This window comes from Streptomyces bobili, from assembly GCF_002154575.1.
GTDB classification, from domain to species: Bacteria; Actinomycetota; Actinomycetes; order Streptomycetales; family Streptomycetaceae; genus Streptomyces; species Streptomyces bobili.
Genome location: NZ_MUBA01000203.1, coordinates 1 through 19516, shown reverse-complemented (window position 1 = coordinate 19516; position 19516 = coordinate 1). Strand labels below are relative to the sequence as shown.

The following is a 19516-nucleotide window of genomic DNA, read 5'->3' as shown; positions in this document are numbered from 1 at the left end:
GCTCAGGAGCCGGTACGGGGGCGACGGGTGCCGCGGGGGGAGCCGTGACGTCCGTGACGTCCTGGGTCTCCGCCGCCTCCGGGGCCTCCCGCGCGTCTTCCACGCCGGTGAGCTGCTGTGGCTCGGTCATACCGCCTCCCCGGGCTCCGCTATGCGGTCGAGCTGCGTGCGCAGGAATTCCGCCACGCCCTTGGTGTCGAGCGGTTCCACCCCGTCCGCCGTGGCGGTGACCAGGACGTTTCCGACGTACCCGGAGCAGAGCATCGTGGTGATGCCGCTGTCGTCGTCCTTGGGCGGGAGGAAGCACTTGGTGTTCTTGTGGCCCTTGATCTCCGGACCCTTGCGGAAGACGTCCAGGGCGGCCAGGAACTCGCTCTGGAACGTGGCGATCTCGCGGACCGCGGCCTTGCTGTCCATCTGGGACAGCACGACGCTCACCGCGTAGACGTCGTCGTTGGAGGAGTAGGTGTCCGCCGGGCGGTTGTAGTAGCTGCGCATCGCCATGCCCTGGATGCGCTGCTTGTCGATCTGCTTCTCCAACCGCTTGCGCTGGGACCGCGGCAGGTCGCTCAGGGATTCCTTCTGCAGGGCCGTCGCCTGCGCACCGCTGAGCTGGGCGTCCGAGCCGTACTCGCCGAGGTCGGGCCCCTGCCACCAGCCTTCGTCACCCCCGTACGGCACGAGCATTCCGGCCAGGCCCCGCTGCCGGTCCGCCGCCGGGGCGTCCGCCGTGACCTTCGGGAACTTCCAGGTGGGCGTCCCCGCGTCGCGGTCGGCGTCCCGTACGGTCACGACCGTGGTGCCGACACCGGCGACGACGGCCCCTGCGAGCAGTACGGACCCGGCGACCAGGGCGAGCCGCCGCCCGTTCGGGCGACGCTTGGCGCGCCCATGCGCGTCGGGATCGGGGGACGCCAGGACCTCGGGGGGCGCCAGGGCCTCGGGGGACGAGCTGGTCCGCGAGGTCTCCACGGGAAGCTCCGCGGGAGGGCTCTCCTGTTCGCTCACAGCTGCTCCATCTGTCGCTCGGCGAGGTCCATGACGGTCTTCTTGGTGATGGGCTTGGAGCCGTAGATCCACAGCTCCATGGCGATGTCGCCCCGCCACGCGTGCGCCACCGCGAAGTGCAGGTCCAATTCGTCGACCGCCTTGTAGACGTACGCCCTGCCGTCACCCGTGCCGGGTATCGCCCAGTTCTCGGACTCCCCCTCCTCCTCGGCCCAGTACTGGCCGTCGGCGCTGGCGTCGGCGGCGGCCAGCAACTGCTCCTGCCGGTACTGCACGAGCCGGATCTCCACGGTGTACGTGCTGCCGACCTCCCAGCCGGTGACGGCCGCCCGTCGGAACTCCTCACCGACCAGATCGGCGAAGGCGCCGTCGGGCGCCTTGAAGTTGTCGGCGTAACCGGCCAGGTCCTGCCAGCCGTCGGCATCCACCCAGTCGGCCTGCTTCGCGTCGCGCGGCTTCTTCAGCAGCAGCTTGCGCAGGTCGCCGTCGGTCCGCAGTTTGCGGTCCTGTGCGGCGGACAGCGGTTCGGGGCCGGGGCCCTTGGCCTGGGCGAGCACCGGCTGGGACAGCGACGGCAGCTTCGTCGGCTCGCGGTCGGCCTGGACCAGGTAGCCGGCGCAGGTGCCGGCGACGACACCGAGCACGACGGCTGCGGCGAGCAGCAGCGTGGTCCGGCCCCGGCGGCGGGGCCGGGGTGCGGGAGCCGCCTCGCCGGCCGGCGCCTCCGCTTCCGCTGCCCCTTCGGGTTCTTCCACAACGTCCCCCATCAGAACGTGAAGCGCGTATTCCGTATGCGCGCTTCACAGATGACTCATGGTCAACTCAGGGAGTTGTAATGATGTTGATTACGATTCAGGCATGGCGAAGAAGCTCGTGATCAAGGTGACGGCCGGGGCCGATGCCCCCGAACGGTGTTCCCAGGCGTTCACGGTGGCGGCGGTGGCCGTGGCCAGCGGTGTGGAGGTCTCCCTGTGGCTGACCGGGGAGTCCGCGTGGTTCGCGCTGCCGGGCCGGGCCGCCGAGTTCGAGCTGCCGCACGCGGCCCCGCTGCCCGACCTGCTCGACTCGCTCCTGCTCGGCGGCCGGGTCACGCTGTGCACGCAGTGCGCGGCCCGGCGGGACATCACCGAGAAGGACGTCCTGGAGGGCGTCCGGATCGCCGGGGCGCAGGTGTTCGTGCAGGAGGCGCTGGCGGACGGGACCCAGGCGCTCGTCTACTGAGACCCGAGCCCTACGCGGGTGTCTCCACCCACAGGCAGAACGGATGGCCCGAGGGGTCGAGCAGCACCCGTACGTCGTCCTGGGGCTGGTAGTCGGCGAGCCGCGCGCCCTCGGCGACGGCCCGCCCCGTCTCCGCCTCCAGGTCGTCCACCTCGATGTCGAGGTGCAGCATCATCTGCTGCTCCTCGCGCCTGCGAGTGGGCCAGACCGGCGGGACGTATCCGGGTTCCGTCTCGAAGGCGAGCGCGGTGCCGGGGGCTCCGGGCGGCGGGCCGATGAGGACCCAGTCGGGCTCGTCGGCGCGCACCTCGTAGCCGAGCAGACGCATGTAGAACCCGGCCAGCTCGTGCGCGTCGGACGCGTCGAGCACCACGGTGGACAACCTCGCGGAGGACATGCCCACCTTCCTACTGGTGTCGCTTCTTCCCATCCAGCTCGTCCCACCACTCGTCGGACTTCGGATCGCCGGACGGGTCGTCCCACCACCGGTCCTCGGGGCCGCGCCGGTTGGCGACCACGGCGGCCAGCGGCGGGATGACCATCGCGACCACACACATCCCGACGGCCACGGGAACCGACCACAGACGTACGACAGCCCAGGCCAGGACGAACAGCACGAGGCAGGTGCCCATCATGGCGAAGTAGGCGTGCCGACGGCGGGCGTACATAGCTCCAGGGTAGGACCGGACAGGCCGAAGGGCCGCACCTCCGGGTGTCCTGCCCGTGAGGTGCGGCCCTTCTGACTGCGCCTGTCTCAGACGGCGATCGCGACCTCCGCGAGGCCGCCCTGCTGGGCGACGACCGTGCGGTCGGCGGTGCCGCCGGGCACGAGGGCGCGGACGGTCCAGGTGCCTTCGGCCGCGTAGAAGCGGAACTGTCCGGTGGCGGAGGTGGGGACCTCCGCGGTGAACTCGCCGGTCGAGTCGAGCAGACGGACGTAGCCCGTCACCGGCTCGCCGTCGCGGGTCACCTGACCCTGGATGGTGGTCTCACCGGGCTTGATCGTCGAGGCGTCCGGGCCGCCGGCCTTCGCTCCGCACATGTCGTTCTCCAGAGGGGTCTGACCAGAAGGTCGGGTCGGTGGGATTACTTGTTGGCGCCGAGCTCGATCGGCACGCCGACGAGGGAGCCGTACTCGGTCCACGAGCCGTCGTAGTTCTTGACGTTCTCGACGCCGAGCAGCTCGTGCAGGACGAACCAGGTCAGGGCCGAGCGCTCACCGATGCGGCAGTAGGCGATCGTGTCCTTGGCCAGGTCGACCTGCTCGTCGGCGTAGAGGGCCTTCAGCGCCTCGTCCGACTTGAAGGTGCCGTCGTCGTTGGCGTTCTTCGACCACGGGATGTTGCGGGCGCTCGGCACGTGACCGGGACGCTGCGACTGCTCCTGCGGAAGGTGGGCAGGGGCGAGCAGCTTGCCGGAGAACTCGTCGGGCGACCGGACGTCGACCAGGTTCTGCGTGCCGATGGCCGCCACGACGTCGTCGCGGAAGGCGCGGATGGCGGTGTTCTGCGGCTTGGCCGTGTAGGTGGTCCCGGGGCGCTCGGGCACCTCTTCGACCAGCTCGCGGGCGTCCAGCTCCCACTTCTTGCGGCCGCCGTCGAGAAGCTTGACGTTGTCGTGGCCGTAGAGCTTGAAGTACCAGTAGGCGTAGGACGCGAACCAGTTGTTGTTGCCGCCGTACAGGATCACCAGGGTGTCGTTGCCGATGCCCTTCGCCGACAGGAGCTTCTCGAAGCCCTCCTGGTCGATGAAGTCACGGCGGACCGGGTCCTGGAGGTCCTGGGTCCAGTCGATCCGGATCGCGTTCTTGATGTGGTTCTTCTCGTACGCGGACGTGTCCTCGTCGACCTCGACGATGGCGATGTCCGGGTTGTCGAGGTTTGCCTCGACCCAGTCGGCGTCGACCAGGACGTCGCTGCGGCTCATGCTCGTTCTCCTCCGGGGCAGTTACGGCGGGGGTGCAGATAAGGAGGGTGCGCGGCCGGGTCTCGCCGGCGGCCGACGCACGGACGCCCTCAATGGAGGGGCGTCGGGAGGGCGCGGAAGGCCGGCTGGGCTTCCGCTCAGACAGGGCGACAGAGCATGGCGGCGACGCGGCACAGGTCTACTGCCCGCCGCTTCGTGAGATCCGCCTGTCGCTGCTTCATGCGGTCGATCGTAGGGACGTAAGGGCGGACGTGTCACCAACGCTCCGCATGGTGAGACGCGATCGTCCGCATACTGGGAAAGAGAAAGCGCCCGGACCGTCACCGCACGGCTTCCGGGCGCTCGTATCCGTCTGTATCCGTCATCACATCCGCGCCGCGGCTGCGCTGCGGACGGCGGCGTCTCGCCTGTCGGACAGCCGCCGTCCACCCGAAAGTCCGGGCGGCCAGGGTGCTCCGGGCGTGGTCCTACCCGGCGAGGCGGACGTTGGAACCCTTCACCGTGATCTCCACGCCGTCCTTCGCGGCCTCGACCTTGTCGAGCTGGATGCCGCCCGGCAGGTCGTCGATCTTCTGCTCGAAGTCGGTGATGCCGCGCACCTCGTCCTCGGCGACCCGGAAGGGGCCGAAGCTGGGCAGCGTGTCGGCGTGCACCCGGACGGTGTCACCCTCGGCGGTGACCGTGCTCAGCACGGAGACGGGCTGCGGCAGCTTGGCGCCGCCGACGACCGCCTCGACGGTGACCTTGATCTTGCCGTTGCCGCCGTCGGAGAGACCGATGACCCTGGCCGTGCCCCGGACCGGTCCGACACGAATCTCGGTCGGCTCGGACTTGGCGGTCTTCAGCAACTCCGCGTAGCTGATGGACGCGGTGCCGGTGGCGCTGGTGGCGGTGGCCGAGCTGTAGTCGCCGGAGAACTCGACGCCCTTCATGTTCGCCTTGAGATCGTCGATGCGGATCTTCTGGCCCTCGGCGCCGGCCACGGCCTCGTAGTCGTCGATGCCGACCTCGACGTCGTCCAGCTCACCGCCGACGACCTGGGTGAGGAACGGGAAGCCCTTGATCGACACGTCCGGGGTGGCCGCGAGGCCCTCGTTCACCCGCAGCTTGTCCGCGGCCTCGCCCTCGGCGAAGTTCACGGCGAGGCGGTCGGCGAGCACGAACAGGCCGCCCAGGACCACGACGACGACCAGCAGTATTCGAAGCGCTCGCATGCGGTTGTTCCCCCACCCGGATGGTCCGACAGTCATTGACCACTCACGGTAACTCCGGACGCGGAGGGTGGCCGGAGTTTGTCGATCACCTGTGACACAGGTGGCCGTCCGGCCTCTACCCGAGCGCCCGTCCCAGCACGTACACCGCCGGTGCCGCGGCGGCCAGCGGCAGGGCGACGCCCGCCGTGAAGTGCACGAAACGCGACGGGTAGTCGTAGCTCGCCACCCGGTGGCCGACGAGCGCGCAGACCGCCGCGCCCGCGCCGAGCAGCGCGCCCTTCGCGCCGAAGTCGGTCGTCCCGCCGACCGCGATGCCCGCACCCGCCGCCGCGAGCAGCGCGACGACCACCGAGGCGGCGGTCGGCAGCGGCATCGCACGGGCCAGGACGGCGACGGCGACCGCGGCGGCGCCGACCGTCACCGCGTCCGGGTCGGCCCCGAGGTGGCCGGTGGCGAGGATCGCCAGCGCGGCGGAGGTGACCGTCGCCATCAGGCCATACATGCGCTCGTCGGGGTCGGCGTGCGAACGGAGCTGGAGGACGAGGCAGAGCAGGACCCAGACACCGAGGCTGCCCAGGATCGCGGCCGGCGCGTTCTCCCGGCCGGCCACGAGGAGCGCCACGTCGGAGACGAGCGCGCCGAGGAAGGCGAGCGCGATGCCCTGCCGGGCCGGCCACATGCCGTTCAGCCGGAACCAGCCGGCCGCCGTGACGGCCTGGAGGACGACGAGCGGGACGACCAGCGCGTACGTGCCGATCGCCGCCGTACCGGACAGCAGCAGGCCGAGGAGCGCGGTGAGCGCGGCGGGCTGCATCCCGGGTTCGATGACCGGCGAACGGCCTTCGAGACGGGCCCGCTGGGCGTCGGTGATGCGCGCGTTGCCGGCCACGGTGGCGGGGCCGTAGGACGGGCCGCCCGTCTCGCTTTCGGGCAGCACCGCCTCGGGGGCGACCGGGGCGGGGGCGGCCTGTTGCGCGTACGGCGCCTGGTGCCCGTAGGACGCCGCCTGATACTGCGCCTGCTGCTGGTACTGGCCCTGCTCCTGGTACTGCTGCTGAGGCTGCTGGTACTGGGGCGCCTGCTGCTGCCAGGCCGGGGCCTCGCCCGTCTGCGGGGGCAGGTACGCCGTCTCCGCGGGGTCCGCTGCCGCGACGGGCGGCTGGACGCTGGTCTCCCAGGTCTGGCCCTGCCACTGCTGGGTGTACTGGAGGTGCGCCTGCTGGTCCTCGTACCCGTACGGCTGCTGCCGGGCGGGCCAGTCCTGCTGCGGGGCCTGTGGCTGTGGGGCCTGTGGCTGTGGGGTCTGCTGCTGATACGGGTCGTACCCCTGCGGGTACTGCCCCTCGTACGGCTGGTCGGTCATCTCACCCTCCTGCGAACGGCGGGAGCACCTCGACCGTGCCGCCGTCGGCCAGCCGTACCGTCTCATGTCCGCGGGTGCCCACGGGGTCACCGTCGACGAGGAACGAGCAGCGCTGCAGGACACGCACGAGTTCGCCGGGGTGTCGCTCCCGCGCGGCCTGGAGCGCCTCGGCGAGGGTGGCCGCGTCGTGCGGCTCCTCGGCGACGCCGGCCGCGGCTTTGGCGGCCGCCCAGTAGCGCACCGTGACCTTTGCCATCTCGTCCCTCAGTCAGTCTCGTCGGTGGTCAACAGGGTCAGGCTAGCCCGCCCGCGCGGCCGTCCAGGTACCGATGCGGGTCAGGAGGTCGTCGGTCGCGCAATGCTCCGCGTGGCCCATGCCGGACTCCACCCAGAGTTCGCCGTGGTCACCGGCGGCCTCGGCCAGCATCCGGGGGTGGTCGAGGGGGAAGTAGCCGTCGCTGTCGCCATGGACCAGCAGCAGCGGTGTGGGCGCGATGCGCGGGACCGCCTCCACCGGGGAGAGCGGAACCGGGTCCCATTCGCGGTGGTGGATGCGGGTGCGGAAGCCGTAGCGCCCGACCAGGCGGCCCGCCGGGCGGGTGACGAGCCAGTGCAGTCGGCGCATGGGGGCCGTACCGCGGTAGTACCAGCGGGCGGGGGCGCTGACGGAGACGACCGCGTCGACCGTGCCGGGGCGCAGGGCCGCGTGCCGCAGCACCACCGAGCCGCCCATGGAGAAACCGACGGTGACCACGCGCGCGTGGCCGAACCGGCGGGCCCAGGCGACCGCCGCGTCCAGGTCGAGGACCTCGCGGTCACCGACGGTGGAGCGGCCTCCGGAGCGGCCGTGCCCGCGGAAGGAGAAGGTGACGACGGCGCCGTGCCGGGCGAGCGCCGACGCGATCCGGCGGACGTGCGGGCGGTCCGCGTCGCCGGTGAATCCATGGGCCACGACGAACACCAGGTCACGGGAGGGTGGCGCGGAGGCGTCGTATACAACCGCACCCGGGTCGTATACGGAATCGATGGAAATACCGTCGGCCGTGGGCAGAAACGTCCGCAATGGGGCGCCCGTGCCCGTCTCAGTGTTCGGACGAACGGTGGAACATGCCGCATGACCTGCCGGACCGTTGCTCATGTGGGCTATTCTGCTGGGCAGAGGACTCGGGCAGCGTAGCCCCCGGGTCCTTTTGTGCTTTCGGAAGCGTTGTATACGAAGTGGGAAACCGCAGGTGTACGGGCCCTGGACGCGCAGAGCAATGCCGCAACGCCGCAGTGCCGCAAACGTCCTCGCAGGGACCGAGGAGGAACCAGACGTATGAGTTCTCTGCTGCTCCTGACCAACGCCCTCCAGCCGTCGACGGAGGTGCTGCCCGCGCTCGGCCTGTTGCTGCACAACGTGCGGGTGGCCCCGGCCGAAGGCCCCGCCCTCGTCGACACCCCTGGTGCCGACGTCATCCTGATCGACGGGCGCCGTGACCTCCCGCAGGTCCGCAGCCTGTGCCAGCTGCTGCGCTCCACCGGCCCCGGCTGTCCGCTCATCCTGGTCGTCACCGAGGGCGGCCTCGCCGCCGTCACCGCCGACTGGGGCATCGACGACGTCCTGCTCGACACCGCCGGCCCTGCGGAGGTCGAGGCGCGCCTGCGGCTGGCGATGGGCCGGCAGCAGATCGTCAACGACGACTCCCCGATGGAGATCCGCAACGGCGACCTGTCGGTCGACGAGGCGACCTACTCCGCCAAGCTCAAGGGCCGGGTCCTCGACCTCACCTTCAAGGAGTTCGAGCTCCTGAAGTACCTCGCGCAGCACCCGGGCCGCGTCTTCACCCGCGCCCAGCTGCTCCAGGAGGTCTGGGGCTACGACTACTTCGGTGGCACCCGGACGGTCGACGTGCACGTACGACGGCTGCGCGCCAAGCTCGGCCCGGAGCACGAGTCGCTGATCGGAACCGTCCGCAACGTCGGTTATCGATTCGTTACCCCCGAGAAGATCGACCGTGCCGCCGAAGAGGCCAAGGCCGCGGCGGACCGGGCAAAGACGGACGATGCGGGCAACGAGGCGCCTGTGGCCGCCGAGGAGATCTCCGCGGAGGCGTAGCCGCCCCCGAGGCCGGGCGTCGGTCCCGCAAGGGAGCCGCAAGACGCCCTGCCCAGGGCGGGTCCATCCGCGTAGACTCCGCGCGTGGCCAAGGTAACCAGGGATGATGTGGCACGGCTGGCGGGGACGTCCACCGCTGTCGTCAGCTATGTCATCAACAACGGACCCCGGCCGGTTGCCCCGGCCACGCGCGAGCGTGTCCTCGCCGCGATCAAGGAGCTGTCGTACCGGCCGGACCGGGTCGCGCAGGCGATGGCGTCCCGGCGCACCGACCTCATAGGCCTGATCGTGCCGGACGCGCGCCAGCCCTTCTTCGGGGAGATGGCGCACGCGGTCGAACAGGCGGCCTCCGAGCGCGGAAAAATGGTCCTGGTCGGCAACTCCGACTACATCGGTGAGCGCGAGGTCCACTATCTGCGCGCCTTCCTCGGCATGCGGGTGTCCGGCCTGATCCTCGTCAGCCACGCGCTGAACGACAACGCCGCCGCCGAGATCGACGCCTGGGACGCCCGCGTGGTGCTGCTGCACGAGCGGCCCGAGGCCATCGACGACGTCGCCGTCGTCACCGACGACCTGGGCGGCGCCCAGCTCGCCGTACGCCACCTCCTGGAGCACGGCTACGAGTACGTCGCCTGTGTCGGCGGCACCGCGGACACGCCCTCCGTCGGCGACCCGGTCTCCGACCACGTCGAGGGCTGGCGGCGGGCCATGGACGAGGCCGGCATCCCCACCGAGGGCCGGCTCTTCGAGGCCCCCTACAACCGTTACGACGCGTACAAGGTGGGCCTGGACCTGCTGTCGGGCCCGGACCGGCCGCCGGCCGTGTTCTGCTCCACCGACGACCAGGCGATCGGCCTGCTGCGGGCCGCCCGCGAACTGCGCATCGACGTGCCCGGCGAGCTGGGGGTGGCCGGCTTCGACGACATCAAGGAGGCCGCGCTCGCCGATCCGCCGCTGACCACGGTCGCCTCCGACCGCTCGGCGATGGCCCGCTCGGCCGTCGACCTGGTCCTCGACGACGGCCTGCGGGTCGCGGGCTCACGCCGCGAGCGCCTCAAGGTGTTCCCGTCCCGGCTGGTCGTCCGGCGGTCCTGCGGCTGCGAGTGAGCCGCAAGGGGCCGAAGGGGCCGTAAGGGGCCGTAAGAGCATCCTCCTATGAGGCTTCTCTAAGAGCGGCCGGTCCCGTGCCAGAAGCGTCTTTATATCGGGCATACGAGGTTCTGCCGGGCTTCTCAGGCAGCACTCAGGAAGCTCTCATGGTCGGGCGGGAAGCTCTGTTCCATGACCGAGAGCATCCGCCGCAGCGGCGAGTACGAGAACCATGAGAACCCGTACCAGGGCGCCCCGCAGCACGCTTCCGCCCCCGTGAACCCGGAGTGGCCTCCCCCGCCGGCGTACCAGCCGGCCGCGCCGGGGCCCGTCGAGTCGCGGCAGTCCGCCGAGGCGGGCGCCATGTGGCAGACCCCGGCCCAGCCCGGCGGCGCCTGGAACACCGCGCCCGCCGGTGAAGGCAACGGCGGCGGAACCGCTCTCCCGCCCCCCGTGGCCGCCGAGCCCGCGCCCGTCCCGCCGAGAAGGCGCGCGAGGCGCGGCCCGATGGCGCTGCTCGCCGCCGTCGCGATCGTCGCCGCCGCGATCGGCGGCGGCACCGCCTACGGCATACAGGAGCTAACCGGCAAGGACGCGGTGGTCGCCTCCTCCACGACGACCAGCGTGGTGCCGTCCAGCAAGACCGGCGACGTCGCCAGCATCGCCGCGGCCGTCAGCCCGAGCGTCGTCGAGATCCAGGCCACCCTCGGCAGCGGCTCCTCGACCGGCTCCGGCGTGATCATCACGAGTGACGGCGAGATCCTCACCAACAACCACGTCATCGCCGGCGCCTCCTCGATCAAGGTGCAGACGAGCGACGGCAAGGAGTACACCGCCAAGGTCGTCGGCACGGACAGCAAGAAGGACCTGGCGCTGATCAAGCTGGAGAACGCCTCCGGCCTCAAGACGGCCACCCTCGGCAACTCCGACGGCGTCAAGGTCGGCGACACCGTCGTGGCGATCGGCTCACCCGAGGGCCTCACCGGCACCGTGACCAGCGGCATCGTCTCCGCCCTCGACCGGGACGTGACCGTCTCGACCGACGAGAGCCAGGGCCGGCAGCAACAGCAGCAGGGCGGCGGCTGGCCCTTCGAGTCCGGCGGCCAGGAGTTCAACGGCGACACCGGCTCGTCCACCACCACGTACAAGGCGCTCCAGACGGACGCCTCCCTCAACCCCGGCAACTCCGGCGGCGCCCTGGTCGACGCCAACGGCAACATCATCGGCATCAACTCCGCGATGTACTCCGCCGCCGACGCCACCTCCTCCACCGCTGGCAGCGTCGGCCTCGGCTTCGCCATCCCGATCAACACCGTCAAGGCCGACCTCGCCAGCCTGCGGGCCGGCGGCTCCGACAGCTGAACCAGCAGGTGAAACCCGCAGGTGCACCACCTTCCAGCACCAAGGAGTACGCCATGATCAAGCAGATTTCGCACCCGGTGACCGGCGTCGGCGCCGCCGACCTCGTCCTGGCCCTCGACGTGGCGTACGAACTGCACGCCCCTACGGCACCGACCCGGGCCCCCGAGGTCGCCGCCCCGCAGCTGATGGGCCTGCGCACCGGCGCCGCCCGCCCGCACGTTCGCAAGGTGCCGTTGAACCGGCTCACTACGATGCGAGGCTGAGAGGGGCGTCAGGGTTACCCGCCCTACCGCCCGCAGCACCCCGCCGCCCCACCGCACCCCGAGGAACCCACGCCATGAGCCCCGCCGAAGGCGACCGTGACACCCAGCGCATCCTGATCGTCGACGACGAGCCGGCGGTGCGCGAAGCACTCCAGCGCAGCCTCGCCTTCGAGGGCTACGACACGGAGGTCGCCTTCGACGGCGCGGACGCCCTGGAGAAGGCGACCGTCTACCGGCCCGACCTTGTCGTCCTCGACATCCAGATGCCCCGCATGGACGGCCTCACCGCCGCCCGCCGCATCCGCGGAGCCGGGGACACCACGCCGATCCTCATGCTGACCGCCCGCGACACCGTCGGCGACCGCGTCACCGGGCTCGACGCGGGCGCCGACGACTATCTGGTCAAGCCCTTCGAGCTGGACGAGCTGTTCGCCCGGGTCCGGGCCCTGCTGCGGCGCAGCTCCTACGCCGCGGCGGCCGGCGCCGCCCCCGACGACGAGGCGCTCACCTTCGCCGACCTGCGCATGAACCTCGCCACCCGTGAGGTGACCCGTGCCGGGCGGCCCGTGGAACTGACCCGGACCGAGTTCACCCTCCTGGAGATGTTCCTCGCGCACCCGCGCCAGGTCCTCACCCGCGAGCAGATCCTCAAGGCCGTCTGGGGCTTCGACTTCGAGCCCTCGTCCAACTCCCTCGACGTGTACGTCATGTACCTGCGCCGCAAGACGGAAGCGGCCGGCGAACCGCGCCTCGTGCACACCGTGCGGGGCGTGGGGTACGTGTTGCGGCAGGGCGGCGCGGAGTGAAGAGGCTCGTACGGCGGTTCCGGACCCTTCCGATCCGGGCCCGGCTGTCGATGCTGGTCGCGGCGGCGGTGGCGTTCGCGGTGGCGGCGGTTTCGGTGACGTGCTGGTTCATCGTGCAGGGGAAGCTGTACGAGCAGGTGGACGGCGATCTACGGAAGGCGGAGCAGCCCCAGCCTCTCAGTCAGGTGCTGGCCCTCCTCGACGCCTGCCCCCAGAAGCCGACGGAGTCCGGCCTCGGTGATCTGCGAGCCCAGTCCTACTACTTCCAGCTCGTCAAGGCGGACGGCACGTCCTGCGTCTCCTCCACCTCCGCGGGCGCGGTGAAGACCACGGCCGGCGACACAGAGGTGATCAGCGACGCGCACGAAGGAGTCCTTCGCAACGGCACCGACTCCGACGGCAACGACGTCCGGGTCCTCACCGTCCCGCTCACCGTCAGGCAGGGCCCGTCCAGCCCTCAGCTCTACCCCGACACCGCCCTGCTCATCGCGGTCCCCCTCAAGAGCACCCAGGCGACCCTCAACGACCTCGCCCTCATCCTGCTCCTCGTCTCCGGGATCGGCGTGCTCGGCGCCGGCGCCGCAGGTCTTGCCGTCGCCCGCGCGGGCCTGCGCCCCGTCGACAAGCTCACCGAGGCCGTCGAGCATGTGGCCCGCACCGATGACCTGGGCATCCGCATCCCCGTGGAGGAGGACGCCGAGGACGAGGTCGCCCGCCTCTCCCGGTCCTTCAACTCCATGACGGCCTCCCTGGCCAACTCCCGCGCGCTGCAACAGCAGTTGATCGCGGACGCGGGCCACGAACTCCGCACCCCCCTCACCTCCCTCCGCACCAACATCGAGCTTCTCAGCCGCAGCGAGGAGACGGGCCGCCCCCTCCCGGAGGCGGACCGCAAGGCACTCCTCGCCTCGGTGAAGGCACAGATGACCGAACTGGCGTCCCTCATCGGCGACTTGCAGGAGCTGTCCCGCACGGACGCCCAGCGCGGTGAGCGGGTACAGGTGGTCTCCCTGGAGGACACCGTCGAGTCGGCCCTGCGCAGGGCGCGGCTGCGCGGTCCGGAGCTGACGATCACGGCCTCCCTGGACCCCTGGTACGTCCGGGCGGAGCCTGCCGCGCTGGAACGGGCGGTGGTCAACATCCTGGACAACGCGGTGAAGTTCAGCCCGGCGGGCGGTTCCGTCGAGGTCGGTCTCGCCGACGGTGTCCTGACCGTCCGCGACCACGGCCCCGGCATCCCGGAGGACGAACTCCCCCACGTCTTCGACCGGTTCTGGCGCTCCCAGAGCGCGAGGGCCCTGCCGGGCTCGGGTCTCGGCCTGTCGATCGTCGCGCGCACGGTCCAGCAGGCGGGCGGCGAGATCACGGTGGCCGGCGCGGAGGGCGACGGCACGCTGGTGACCGTACGGCTGCCGGGGGCGCCGACGCCGCCGCCCGAGCTGCCGTAGGAGACGCTCTGCCGTACTTCCCGAGAATGCCGGTGAGTTCGGCAACCTTTCCGCCGTGGGCGGCGACCACCCGGTGACCCGCACCTCTTCCGGGTGGTCCCCCTCCCACGGAAACGGAATCCCACACATGACCGACATCCGTCGCAAGCCCCGGCACCGCAGGCGCAGGACCGCCGTGGCGGTGGGCGTGCCCCTCGCCCTCACGGCCGCCGGCACCTTCGCCTACGGCACGGACCTCGGACTGTTCGGCGCCGACGCGCAGGCCAGCGCGTCAGCGGCCACCGCCGCGCCCGCCTGGGCGACCGCCACCGCCGACGGCTTCGCGTCGGTCGACGCGCTCGGGCAGAAGGGAACGTACGGCGGCCGGGACGGCAAGACCGTCACCGTGAAGACGCTCGCCGACCTGGAGAAGTACGCGACGGCGGCCGAGCCGTACGTCATCGTCGTCGCGGCGACGATCAACATGAACCCGGTCGGCAAGGAGATCAAGGTCGCCTCCGACAAGACGATCGTGGGGTCCGGGACCTCGGGGCAGATCGTCGGCGGCGGGTTCTTCCTCGGCACCGGCGTCCACAACGTGATCATCCGGAACCTGACGATCCGGGACGCGTACCAGGGCGTCTGGAACGACAAGGACCACGACTTCGACGCGATCCAGATGGACGGGGCGCATCACGTCTGGATCGACCACAACGATCTGCGGCACATGGCCGACGGGCTCATCGACGTCCGCAAGGACAGCACGAACATCACGGTGTCGTGGAACAAGCTGAGCGACAACAACAAGACCTTCGGCATCGGCTGGACCACGAACGTCGTCACCGACATCACCATCCACCACAACTGGTTCCGCGAGACCGAGCAGCGCAACCCGTCCACGGACAACGCCGCCCACGCCCACCTCTACAACAACTTCCTGGAGGACGCGGCCGGCACCACGATCAAGTCCTCGTACGGCAACTACTCACGCGGCAGGACGAAGATGGTCCTGGAGAACTCCTACTTCCAGGGCATGAACAACCCGGTCACCAGGGACAGCACCGCGGCGATCGTCCAGAAGGGCAACACCTTCGTCGCGACGAGCGGACGCAACGAGAGCGGCGGCACCGCCTTCGACCCGAAGACCTTCTACACCTACAGCCTCGACAGGACCGCCGACGTGCCCGCGCTCCTCAAGGCCGGCGTCGGGCCGCGGTCGAACATCGGCACCGCGGCGACCGCCACCACCAAGGCCGCCGCCGCGACGACGCTCACCGTCGCCGCCGACGGCTCCGGGCAGTACCGGACCGTGCAGGCCGCGGTGAACGCCGTACCGGCGAACAACCCCTCGCGCGTCGTCATCTCCGTCAAGCCGGGCACGTACCGCGAGCTGGTCAAGGTCCCGTCCAACAAGCCGCACGTCACCATCCAGGGCTCGGGCGCGAGCCGCAAGGACACGACGATCGTCTACAACAACGCGTCCGGTACGCCGAAGCCCGACGGGTCCGGCACGTACGGCACCGGCGGCAGCGCGACCGTCGCCGTGGAGGCGGACGACTTCCAGGCCCGCAACCTGACCATCTCCAACGACTTCGACGAGGGCGCACACCAGGACATCGCCGGTCAGGCGGTCGCCCTGCGCACCGCCGCCGACAAGGTGTTCCTCGACGGCGTCATCGTCAGCGGCGACCAGGACACCCTGCTGGTGGACACCGCGTCCAAGGACAAGCTGGGCCGCGTCTACATGACCAACTCGTACGTCGTCGGCAACGTCGACTTCATCTTCGGCCGGGCGACCGCGGTGATCGACAAGTCGGTCATCACGCTGAAGAAGCGCTGGAACGGCACCTCCGCCGGCTACGTCACGGCCCCGAGCACGGTGGCGGGCCGCAAGGGCATCCTGATCGCCAACTCCACGGTGAACGGCGACGTCTCCGACCGCACCTTCTACCTCGGCCGCCCCTGGCACGCCGGCGGCGACGCCGCCCTCGACCCGCAGACCACGGTCCGCAACACCACCCTGAGCGCCGCGATCCGGACCACCCCCTGGACCGACATGAGCGGCTTCTCCTGGAAGGACGACCGCTTCGCCGAGTACATGAACAAGGGCGCGGGCGCGGCCACGGGCTCCACGAGCACCGACCGCCCCCTCCTGACCGACGCCCAGGCCGCCAACCAGGAGGTCGCGGACTGGCTGGGCGACTGGACGCCGTCGGCCTAGCCGCGCGCCGTGTGAGTCAGGAACGCGGCCCACGAGGCCGCGCCGAAGACGAGCACCTCTCCGTCCGGGACCTTGCGGTCCCGGACGGGGACGAGGCCGGGGTGGCCGTCGGCGACCTCGAGGCAGTTTCCGGGAAACGACGTTGGCGGGCGTCCCCCGCAGGGCCGAACAAGCCGACCTCTTCGAGTCCGCCGACGCCCAGCCCTTCGCACGCGCGACGCCCGCATCCTCCAGCACTCCGCACCCGGCAAGCTCTACCGTGGACGTCCGGTCACCACACGTCGTCCCTGCCGGAGAAGAGAAACCGATCACGGCTCATGAGGTGGATCCCCACTCCTGCGAGAGAACTCCCGAGGCGATCCGAGCCGCTCTGCAGCGGCGCCCCGACTGGTTGCAGGGCTTCGAACAGGACTGGCTCAGCGCGGCGGCCGACTTCGACCATTCCGCACTCGACGCCGTGACCGACAAGTGGTTCCCCTTCGCCTGCGCCTGTGCCACGCCCGGCTGTCTGGACGAGGCCGAGCAGACAGTCACGCGGATGGCGAAGGGCGACACCAAGGGCATGGTCCTCCGGAACGCGGACGGCAACGCCTACGACGCCGAGAACCGGCCGATCGACGCGGGCAGGTCCGGGTGAGTGCGTACGCGATCAGGTACATCGACCGCGCGGCCCAGCGAAGGACCGCCCTGTGCGGGCCCCGACTCGCTTCGCTGGAGGCCCTCGAGAAACTGTCTGCCTCAACCCGTTCGGTCCGCCCGCGATCGGCAACAGGGACAACAGTTGGTCGGCTGCCTTCCAGGCCGGCTTCATCACCTACGTGGTGTCCAACCGCCACGTCGTCATCAACGTCATCGACCTGGTAGCCCTCTGACCGACCGGTCGCCGCCTCTCTGGCCCGCGAGCACCAGTCCTCCGCCCTCCCCGGCGCAGACCCCGCCAACCGCGCGTACGCCCCCTCGCCACCAGCTCCGCATGCGTGCCCGACCCGCGGGCCGGCCGTCGTCCACGACCAGGATGTGGTCGGCGTGCGCGGCGAGGGTGAGGTCGTGGGTGGTCAGGATGGTTTCCTCGTGCCCGATCGGACGGCGCTTCGGGGCAGCCTTCTCCTCGCATACGCAGAGAGGCGGCCGCGTCTGTGACGCGGCCGCCTCTCCGGTGGGATGAACCCCAGGAGGACCCAAGGTTCTCCAGGGTTACTTCACGATCGTGATCCGGTTCGTCACCGGGGGCGCGATCGGGGCGGTGGCCGAGGAGTTGGCCAGCAGGTACTGCTCCAGGGCGGTCAGGTCGTCGAGGCCGACGAGGTCGTTCGTGCCCTGGCCCAGGGTGGTGAAGCCGTCGCCGCCGCCCGCGAGGAAGCTGTTCGTCGCGACGCGGTAGGTGGCGGCCGGGTCGATGGCCGCGCCGTTCAGCTTGACGGAGTCCGTGACGACACGGTCCGCGCCCGCCTTCGTCAGGTCCAGCGTGTACGTCAGGTTCGCCGACGGCTGGAGAATCTTCGGCGCGCTCGCGTTGGTCCCGCTCACCTGCTCCTTGAGCACCTGGATCAGCTGGGCGCCGGTGAAGTCCTGGAGGTTCACGGTGTTGGCGAACGGCTGGACGGTGAAGCCCTCGGCGTAGGTGACCACACCGTCGCCCTCGGAGCCCTTGGCCGCGTAGGTCAGACCGGCCCGCACACCGCCCGGGTTCATCAGGGCGAGGTCGGCCTCGGCGTCCAGCTCCTTGCCGTACCAGAGCTGCGCGTCCGCGATCAGGTCGCCCATCGGGGACTCGGTGCCCGTGTTGGGGATGTCGGCGGAGACGTAGCCGATCGCGCGGTTGCCGATGGGCGCCGCGAGGGTGTTCCACTTGCTGATCAGCTCGGTCATGTCCGGGGCCTTGGGGACGGTCCGGGTGACCACGTGGTTCGCCGACTTCACCGCCGTACGGGCGATGTCACCGGTGAAGCGGTCGTACGTCAGCGTGGTGTCCGTGTACAGACGGCCGAAGGAGGCCGCCGAGGTCACCGTGCGCGGCTTGCCCGACGGGTCGTTGATCGTGCAGGCGTACGCGGCGTGCGTGTGACCCGTGACCAGGGCGTCCACCGACGGCGAGATGTTCTTCGCGATGTCGACGATCGGACCCGAGATGCCGTCACCGGCACCCGGCGAGTCACAGTTGTAGTTGTACGAGGTGGAGGCGGGCAGGCCGCCCTCGTGGATCAGCGCCACGATCGACTTCACGCCCTGGCGCTGCAGCTCCTTGGCGTACTTGTTGATCGTGTCGACCTCGTCCTTGAACTTCAGGCCCTTGACGCCCTCCGCGGAGACGATGCCCGGCGTGTCCTCCAGGGTCACGCCGATGAAGCCGACCTTGACGTCCTTCTTCTTCCAGACCCAGTACGGCTTCAGGATCGGCTTCCCGGACTTCTCGTCCAGGACGTTCGCCGCGAGGTACGGGAAGTCGGCGCCGCCGAACTCCTCGTCCGTGTAGCAGCCGTCCGTCGGGTGGCAGCCGCCCTTCTGCAGGCGGGCCAGTTCCTTGGCGCCCTCGTCGAACTCGTGGTTGCCCACGGAGGTGACGTCCAGGTCCAGCTTGTTGAGCGCCTCGATGGTGGGCTCGTCGTGGAACAGGCCGGAGATCAGCGGTGAGGCGCCGACCATGTCACCGCCGGCCGCGGTGACCGAGTACTTGTTGCCCTCGCGGGCCTGACGCAGGTGGGTGGCCAGGTACTCCACACCGCCCGCGTCGATCGTCTTCGTCGTGCCGTCGGCCTGGATCTCGGTGACCCGGCCGGAGGAACCGCTCGGCGGCTCGAGGTTGCCGTGCAGGTCGTTGAACGACAGCAGCTGCACGTCCTGGTAACGGCTCGGCAGCGGCTTTCCGTGCCTGCTGTCGTGCGCGCCCGCCGGCAGCGCCGCGACCAGTGCGCCGGCGGTGGCCAGACCGGCGGCCGCCGCGAGCAGCCCGTACGTACGGCGTCTGCGGCTCGGATGCGAGTGGGAAGTGGCTGGCATGCGCCCCCCTGTGGTGTCTGCTGTGGTGTCGACGTCCTCGGGCCTGGGGAGGCCCTGCGAGGCGTCTGAGGTAGTGGCCCCGTCGGCCCGCAGCCTAGAGTCAACGCGCGTAGCGCGACAGGGGGTTCCTGGTTACATCCTGGTTTCCCTTTGCCTTCCGCTTGACTTCGGGGTGCCGACCACTCGGCTTCGCGGTGACTTCGGAGTGCCTTTCGAAGTGCCCTCGTTGTGGCTTCGCTCTGCCTTCCGCTTGGCGTCCACTCCGGTTACCGCCCCCGTGTCGCCTCCCCGTCCCCGGCTGATTCCCCTCCCCTCCGCTGATGCCGCCACTTTGCCGAGCCCGCCCTTTACCCTCGTACGCATGACCAGCGACGACCCCGCATCGGCACCCGGCTCCCGTTCCATCGAGATCCTTTCCGCGCTCTCCCCCGCACAGACCGAGGCCGTCATCGACCTGCTCGCGGGGGCCGCCCACAACGACGGCCGGCCAGCGGTGTCCGCACAGGGCCGGCTGCAACTCC

The 19516-nt window shown here is 70.5% G+C and carries 22 protein-coding genes and 1 pseudogene; 10 read left to right on the top strand and 13 right to left on the bottom strand.

Translation table 11 applies throughout. The features are described from left to right. Positions 1-126: 126 nt before the first annotated feature. Together BZL64_RS17365 and BZL64_RS17360 are read right to left on the bottom strand one after the other, a co-directional pair. Positions 127-1008, bottom strand: a complete 882-nt coding sequence (locus BZL64_RS17365) for a hypothetical protein (protein ID WP_244205375.1) — start codon at positions 1006-1008, stop codon at positions 127-129. Then, positions 1005-1775 (bottom strand): hypothetical protein, encoded by a 771-nt coding sequence (locus tag BZL64_RS17360; protein ID WP_086770098.1) that lies wholly within the window; start codon positions 1773-1775, stop codon positions 1005-1007. Before BZL64_RS17360 ends, BZL64_RS17365 begins: the two co-directional genes overlap by 4 nt. Positions 1776-1866: 91 nt before the next feature. Between BZL64_RS17360 and BZL64_RS17355 the strand changes: the two genes are divergently transcribed. Beyond that, the gene (locus tag BZL64_RS17355; protein ID WP_086770097.1) at positions 1867-2229 is read left to right on the top strand and encodes a DsrE family protein; all 363 of its coding nucleotides are present in this window, start codon (positions 1867-1869) and stop codon (positions 2227-2229) included. Positions 2230-2239: 10 nt separating this feature from the next. On the opposite strand, the gene BZL64_RS17350 is transcribed toward BZL64_RS17355, so the two are convergent. The 9 genes from BZL64_RS17350 to BZL64_RS17310 form a co-directional block, all read right to left on the bottom strand. Beyond that, positions 2240-2626, bottom strand: coding sequence for a VOC family protein (locus BZL64_RS17350; protein WP_086770096.1), 387 nt, complete (start codon positions 2624-2626; stop codon positions 2240-2242). 10 nt (positions 2627-2636) lie between these two features. Next, positions 2637-2897 (bottom strand): DUF3099 domain-containing protein, encoded by a 261-nt coding sequence (locus BZL64_RS17345; protein ID WP_086770095.1) that lies wholly within the window; start codon positions 2895-2897, stop codon positions 2637-2639. Positions 2898-2983: 86 nt separating this feature from the next. Beyond that, positions 2984-3271 (bottom strand): DUF1416 domain-containing protein, encoded by a 288-nt coding sequence (locus BZL64_RS17340; RefSeq protein ID WP_004986406.1) that lies wholly within the window; start codon positions 3269-3271, stop codon positions 2984-2986. A 44-nt stretch (positions 3272-3315) separates the two neighbouring features. Continuing rightward, entirely contained in the window at positions 3316-4155 is an 840-nt protein-coding gene (locus BZL64_RS17335; RefSeq protein WP_086770094.1) for a sulfurtransferase, read from the bottom strand. Positions 4156-4292: 137 nt separating this feature from the next. Beyond that, the gene (locus BZL64_RS42185; RefSeq protein ID WP_353850233.1) at positions 4293-4376 is read right to left on the bottom strand and encodes an Ms5788A family Cys-rich leader peptide; all 84 of its coding nucleotides are present in this window, start codon (positions 4374-4376) and stop codon (positions 4293-4295) included. 246 nt (positions 4377-4622) lie between these two features. Next, positions 4623-5369: an LmeA family phospholipid-binding protein gene (locus BZL64_RS17325; protein WP_086770093.1), complete on the bottom strand. Its 747-nt coding sequence runs from the start codon at positions 5367-5369 to the stop codon at positions 4623-4625. Between the two features lie 115 nt (positions 5370-5484). After that, a complete protein-coding gene (locus BZL64_RS17320) occupies positions 5485-6732 on the bottom strand; it encodes a hypothetical protein (RefSeq protein WP_086770092.1) in 1248 nt (415 codons plus the stop codon). Position 6733: 1 nt separating this feature from the next. After that, positions 6734-6988: a MoaD/ThiS family protein gene (locus tag BZL64_RS17315; RefSeq protein ID WP_073495022.1), complete on the bottom strand. Its 255-nt coding sequence runs from the start codon at positions 6986-6988 to the stop codon at positions 6734-6736. 42 nt (positions 6989-7030) lie between these two features. Continuing rightward, positions 7031-7870 (bottom strand): alpha/beta hydrolase, encoded by an 840-nt coding sequence (locus tag BZL64_RS17310; protein ID WP_086770091.1) that lies wholly within the window; start codon positions 7868-7870, stop codon positions 7031-7033. 180 nt (positions 7871-8050) lie between these two features. Between BZL64_RS17310 and BZL64_RS17305 the strand changes: the two genes are divergently transcribed. The 7 genes from BZL64_RS17305 to BZL64_RS17275 all read left to right on the top strand — a co-directional run bounded on the left by BZL64_RS17305 (position 8051) and on the right by BZL64_RS17275 (position 15998). Then, the gene (locus tag BZL64_RS17305; RefSeq protein ID WP_086770090.1) at positions 8051-8830 is read left to right on the top strand and encodes a response regulator transcription factor; all 780 of its coding nucleotides are present in this window, start codon (positions 8051-8053) and stop codon (positions 8828-8830) included. Positions 8831-8914: 84 nt separating this feature from the next. Then, positions 8915-9937, top strand: coding sequence for a LacI family DNA-binding transcriptional regulator (locus BZL64_RS17300; protein WP_086770089.1), 1023 nt, complete (start codon positions 8915-8917; stop codon positions 9935-9937). Positions 9938-10111: 174 nt separating this feature from the next. Beyond that, entirely contained in the window at positions 10112-11281 is a 1170-nt protein-coding gene (locus BZL64_RS17295; protein WP_086770088.1) for a S1C family serine protease, read from the top strand. 53 nt (positions 11282-11334) lie between these two features. Next, complete coding sequence (locus BZL64_RS17290) at positions 11335-11544, top strand: hypothetical protein (RefSeq protein WP_086770087.1); 210 nt, start codon at positions 11335-11337, stop codon at positions 11542-11544. Between the two features lie 74 nt (positions 11545-11618). Then, positions 11619-12350 carry a response regulator transcription factor gene (locus BZL64_RS17285; protein WP_086770086.1) on the top strand — a complete coding sequence of 244 codons (732 nt, stop codon included), beginning with the start codon at positions 11619-11621 and terminating at the stop codon, positions 12348-12350. Then, positions 12347-13798 (top strand): sensor histidine kinase, encoded by a 1452-nt coding sequence (locus BZL64_RS17280; protein WP_086770085.1) that lies wholly within the window; start codon positions 12347-12349, stop codon positions 13796-13798. Before BZL64_RS17285 ends, BZL64_RS17280 begins: the two co-directional genes overlap by 4 nt. Positions 13799-13925: 127 nt before the next feature. Then, complete coding sequence (locus tag BZL64_RS17275; protein ID WP_086770084.1) at positions 13926-15998, top strand: pectinesterase family protein; 2073 nt, start codon at positions 13926-13928, stop codon at positions 15996-15998. On the opposite strand, the pseudogene BZL64_RS41205 reads toward BZL64_RS17275, so the two are convergent. Then, a pseudogene (locus BZL64_RS41205) lies at positions 15995-16126 on the bottom strand (DUF397 domain-containing protein); the annotation flags it as partial. The gene BZL64_RS17275 and the pseudogene BZL64_RS41205 sit on opposite strands and share 4 nt — an antisense overlap. 194 nt (positions 16127-16320) lie before the next feature. On the opposite strand from BZL64_RS41205, the gene BZL64_RS17265 reads away from it, so the two are divergent. After that, a complete protein-coding gene (locus tag BZL64_RS17265; RefSeq protein WP_167396159.1) occupies positions 16321-16635 on the top strand; it encodes a DUF6247 family protein in 315 nt (104 codons plus the stop codon). Positions 16636-16687: 52 nt separating this feature from the next. Further along, the gene (locus BZL64_RS17260; RefSeq protein WP_244205374.1) at positions 16688-16870 is read left to right on the top strand and encodes a hypothetical protein; all 183 of its coding nucleotides are present in this window, start codon (positions 16688-16690) and stop codon (positions 16868-16870) included. A gap of 322 nt (positions 16871-17192) precedes the next feature. On the opposite strand, the gene BZL64_RS17255 is transcribed toward BZL64_RS17260, so the two are convergent. Beyond that, the gene (locus BZL64_RS17255) at positions 17193-18995 is read right to left on the bottom strand and encodes a bifunctional metallophosphatase/5'-nucleotidase (RefSeq protein WP_086770082.1); all 1803 of its coding nucleotides are present in this window, start codon (positions 18993-18995) and stop codon (positions 17193-17195) included. Between the last annotated feature and the right edge of the window lie 521 nt (positions 18996-19516).

Bases quoted from the DNA above. Each gene is read 5' to 3' on its own strand.
- BZL64_RS17360 (WP_086770098.1), bottom strand. From the start codon at position 1,775: ATGGGGGACGTTGTGGAAGAACCCGAAGGGGCAGCGGAAGCGGAGGCG.
- BZL64_RS17355 (WP_086770097.1), top strand. From the start codon at position 1,867: ATGGCGAAGAAGCTCGTGATCAAGGTGACGGCCGGGGCCGATGCCCCC.
- BZL64_RS17350 (WP_086770096.1), bottom strand. From the start codon at position 2,626: ATGTCCTCCGCGAGGTTGTCCACCGTGGTGCTCGACGCGTCCGACGCG.
- BZL64_RS17345 (WP_086770095.1), bottom strand. From the start codon at position 2,897: ATGTACGCCCGCCGTCGGCACGCCTACTTCGCCATGATGGGCACCTGC.
- BZL64_RS17340 (WP_004986406.1), bottom strand. From the start codon at position 3,271: ATGTGCGGAGCGAAGGCCGGCGGCCCGGACGCCTCGACGATCAAGCCC.
- BZL64_RS17335 (WP_086770094.1), bottom strand. From the start codon at position 4,155: ATGAGCCGCAGCGACGTCCTGGTCGACGCCGACTGGGTCGAGGCAAAC.
- BZL64_RS42185 (WP_353850233.1), bottom strand. From the start codon at position 4,376: ATGAAGCAGCGACAGGCGGATCTCACGAAGCGGCGGGCAGTAGACCTG.
- BZL64_RS17325 (WP_086770093.1), bottom strand. From the start codon at position 5,369: ATGCGAGCGCTTCGAATACTGCTGGTCGTCGTCGTGGTCCTGGGCGGC.
- BZL64_RS17320 (WP_086770092.1), bottom strand. From the start codon at position 6,732: ATGACCGACCAGCCGTACGAGGGGCAGTACCCGCAGGGGTACGACCCG.
- BZL64_RS17315 (WP_073495022.1), bottom strand. From the start codon at position 6,988: ATGGCAAAGGTCACGGTGCGCTACTGGGCGGCCGCCAAAGCCGCGGCC.
- BZL64_RS17310 (WP_086770091.1), bottom strand. From the start codon at position 7,870: ATGAGCAACGGTCCGGCAGGTCATGCGGCATGTTCCACCGTTCGTCCG.
- BZL64_RS17305 (WP_086770090.1), top strand. From the start codon at position 8,051: ATGAGTTCTCTGCTGCTCCTGACCAACGCCCTCCAGCCGTCGACGGAG.
- BZL64_RS17295 (WP_086770088.1), top strand. From the start codon at position 10,112: ATGACCGAGAGCATCCGCCGCAGCGGCGAGTACGAGAACCATGAGAAC.
- BZL64_RS17290 (WP_086770087.1), top strand. From the start codon at position 11,335: ATGATCAAGCAGATTTCGCACCCGGTGACCGGCGTCGGCGCCGCCGAC.
- BZL64_RS17285 (WP_086770086.1), top strand. From the start codon at position 11,619: ATGAGCCCCGCCGAAGGCGACCGTGACACCCAGCGCATCCTGATCGTC.
- BZL64_RS17275 (WP_086770084.1), top strand. From the start codon at position 13,926: ATGACCGACATCCGTCGCAAGCCCCGGCACCGCAGGCGCAGGACCGCC.
- BZL64_RS17255 (WP_086770082.1), bottom strand. From the start codon at position 18,995: ATGCCAGCCACTTCCCACTCGCATCCGAGCCGCAGACGCCGTACGTAC.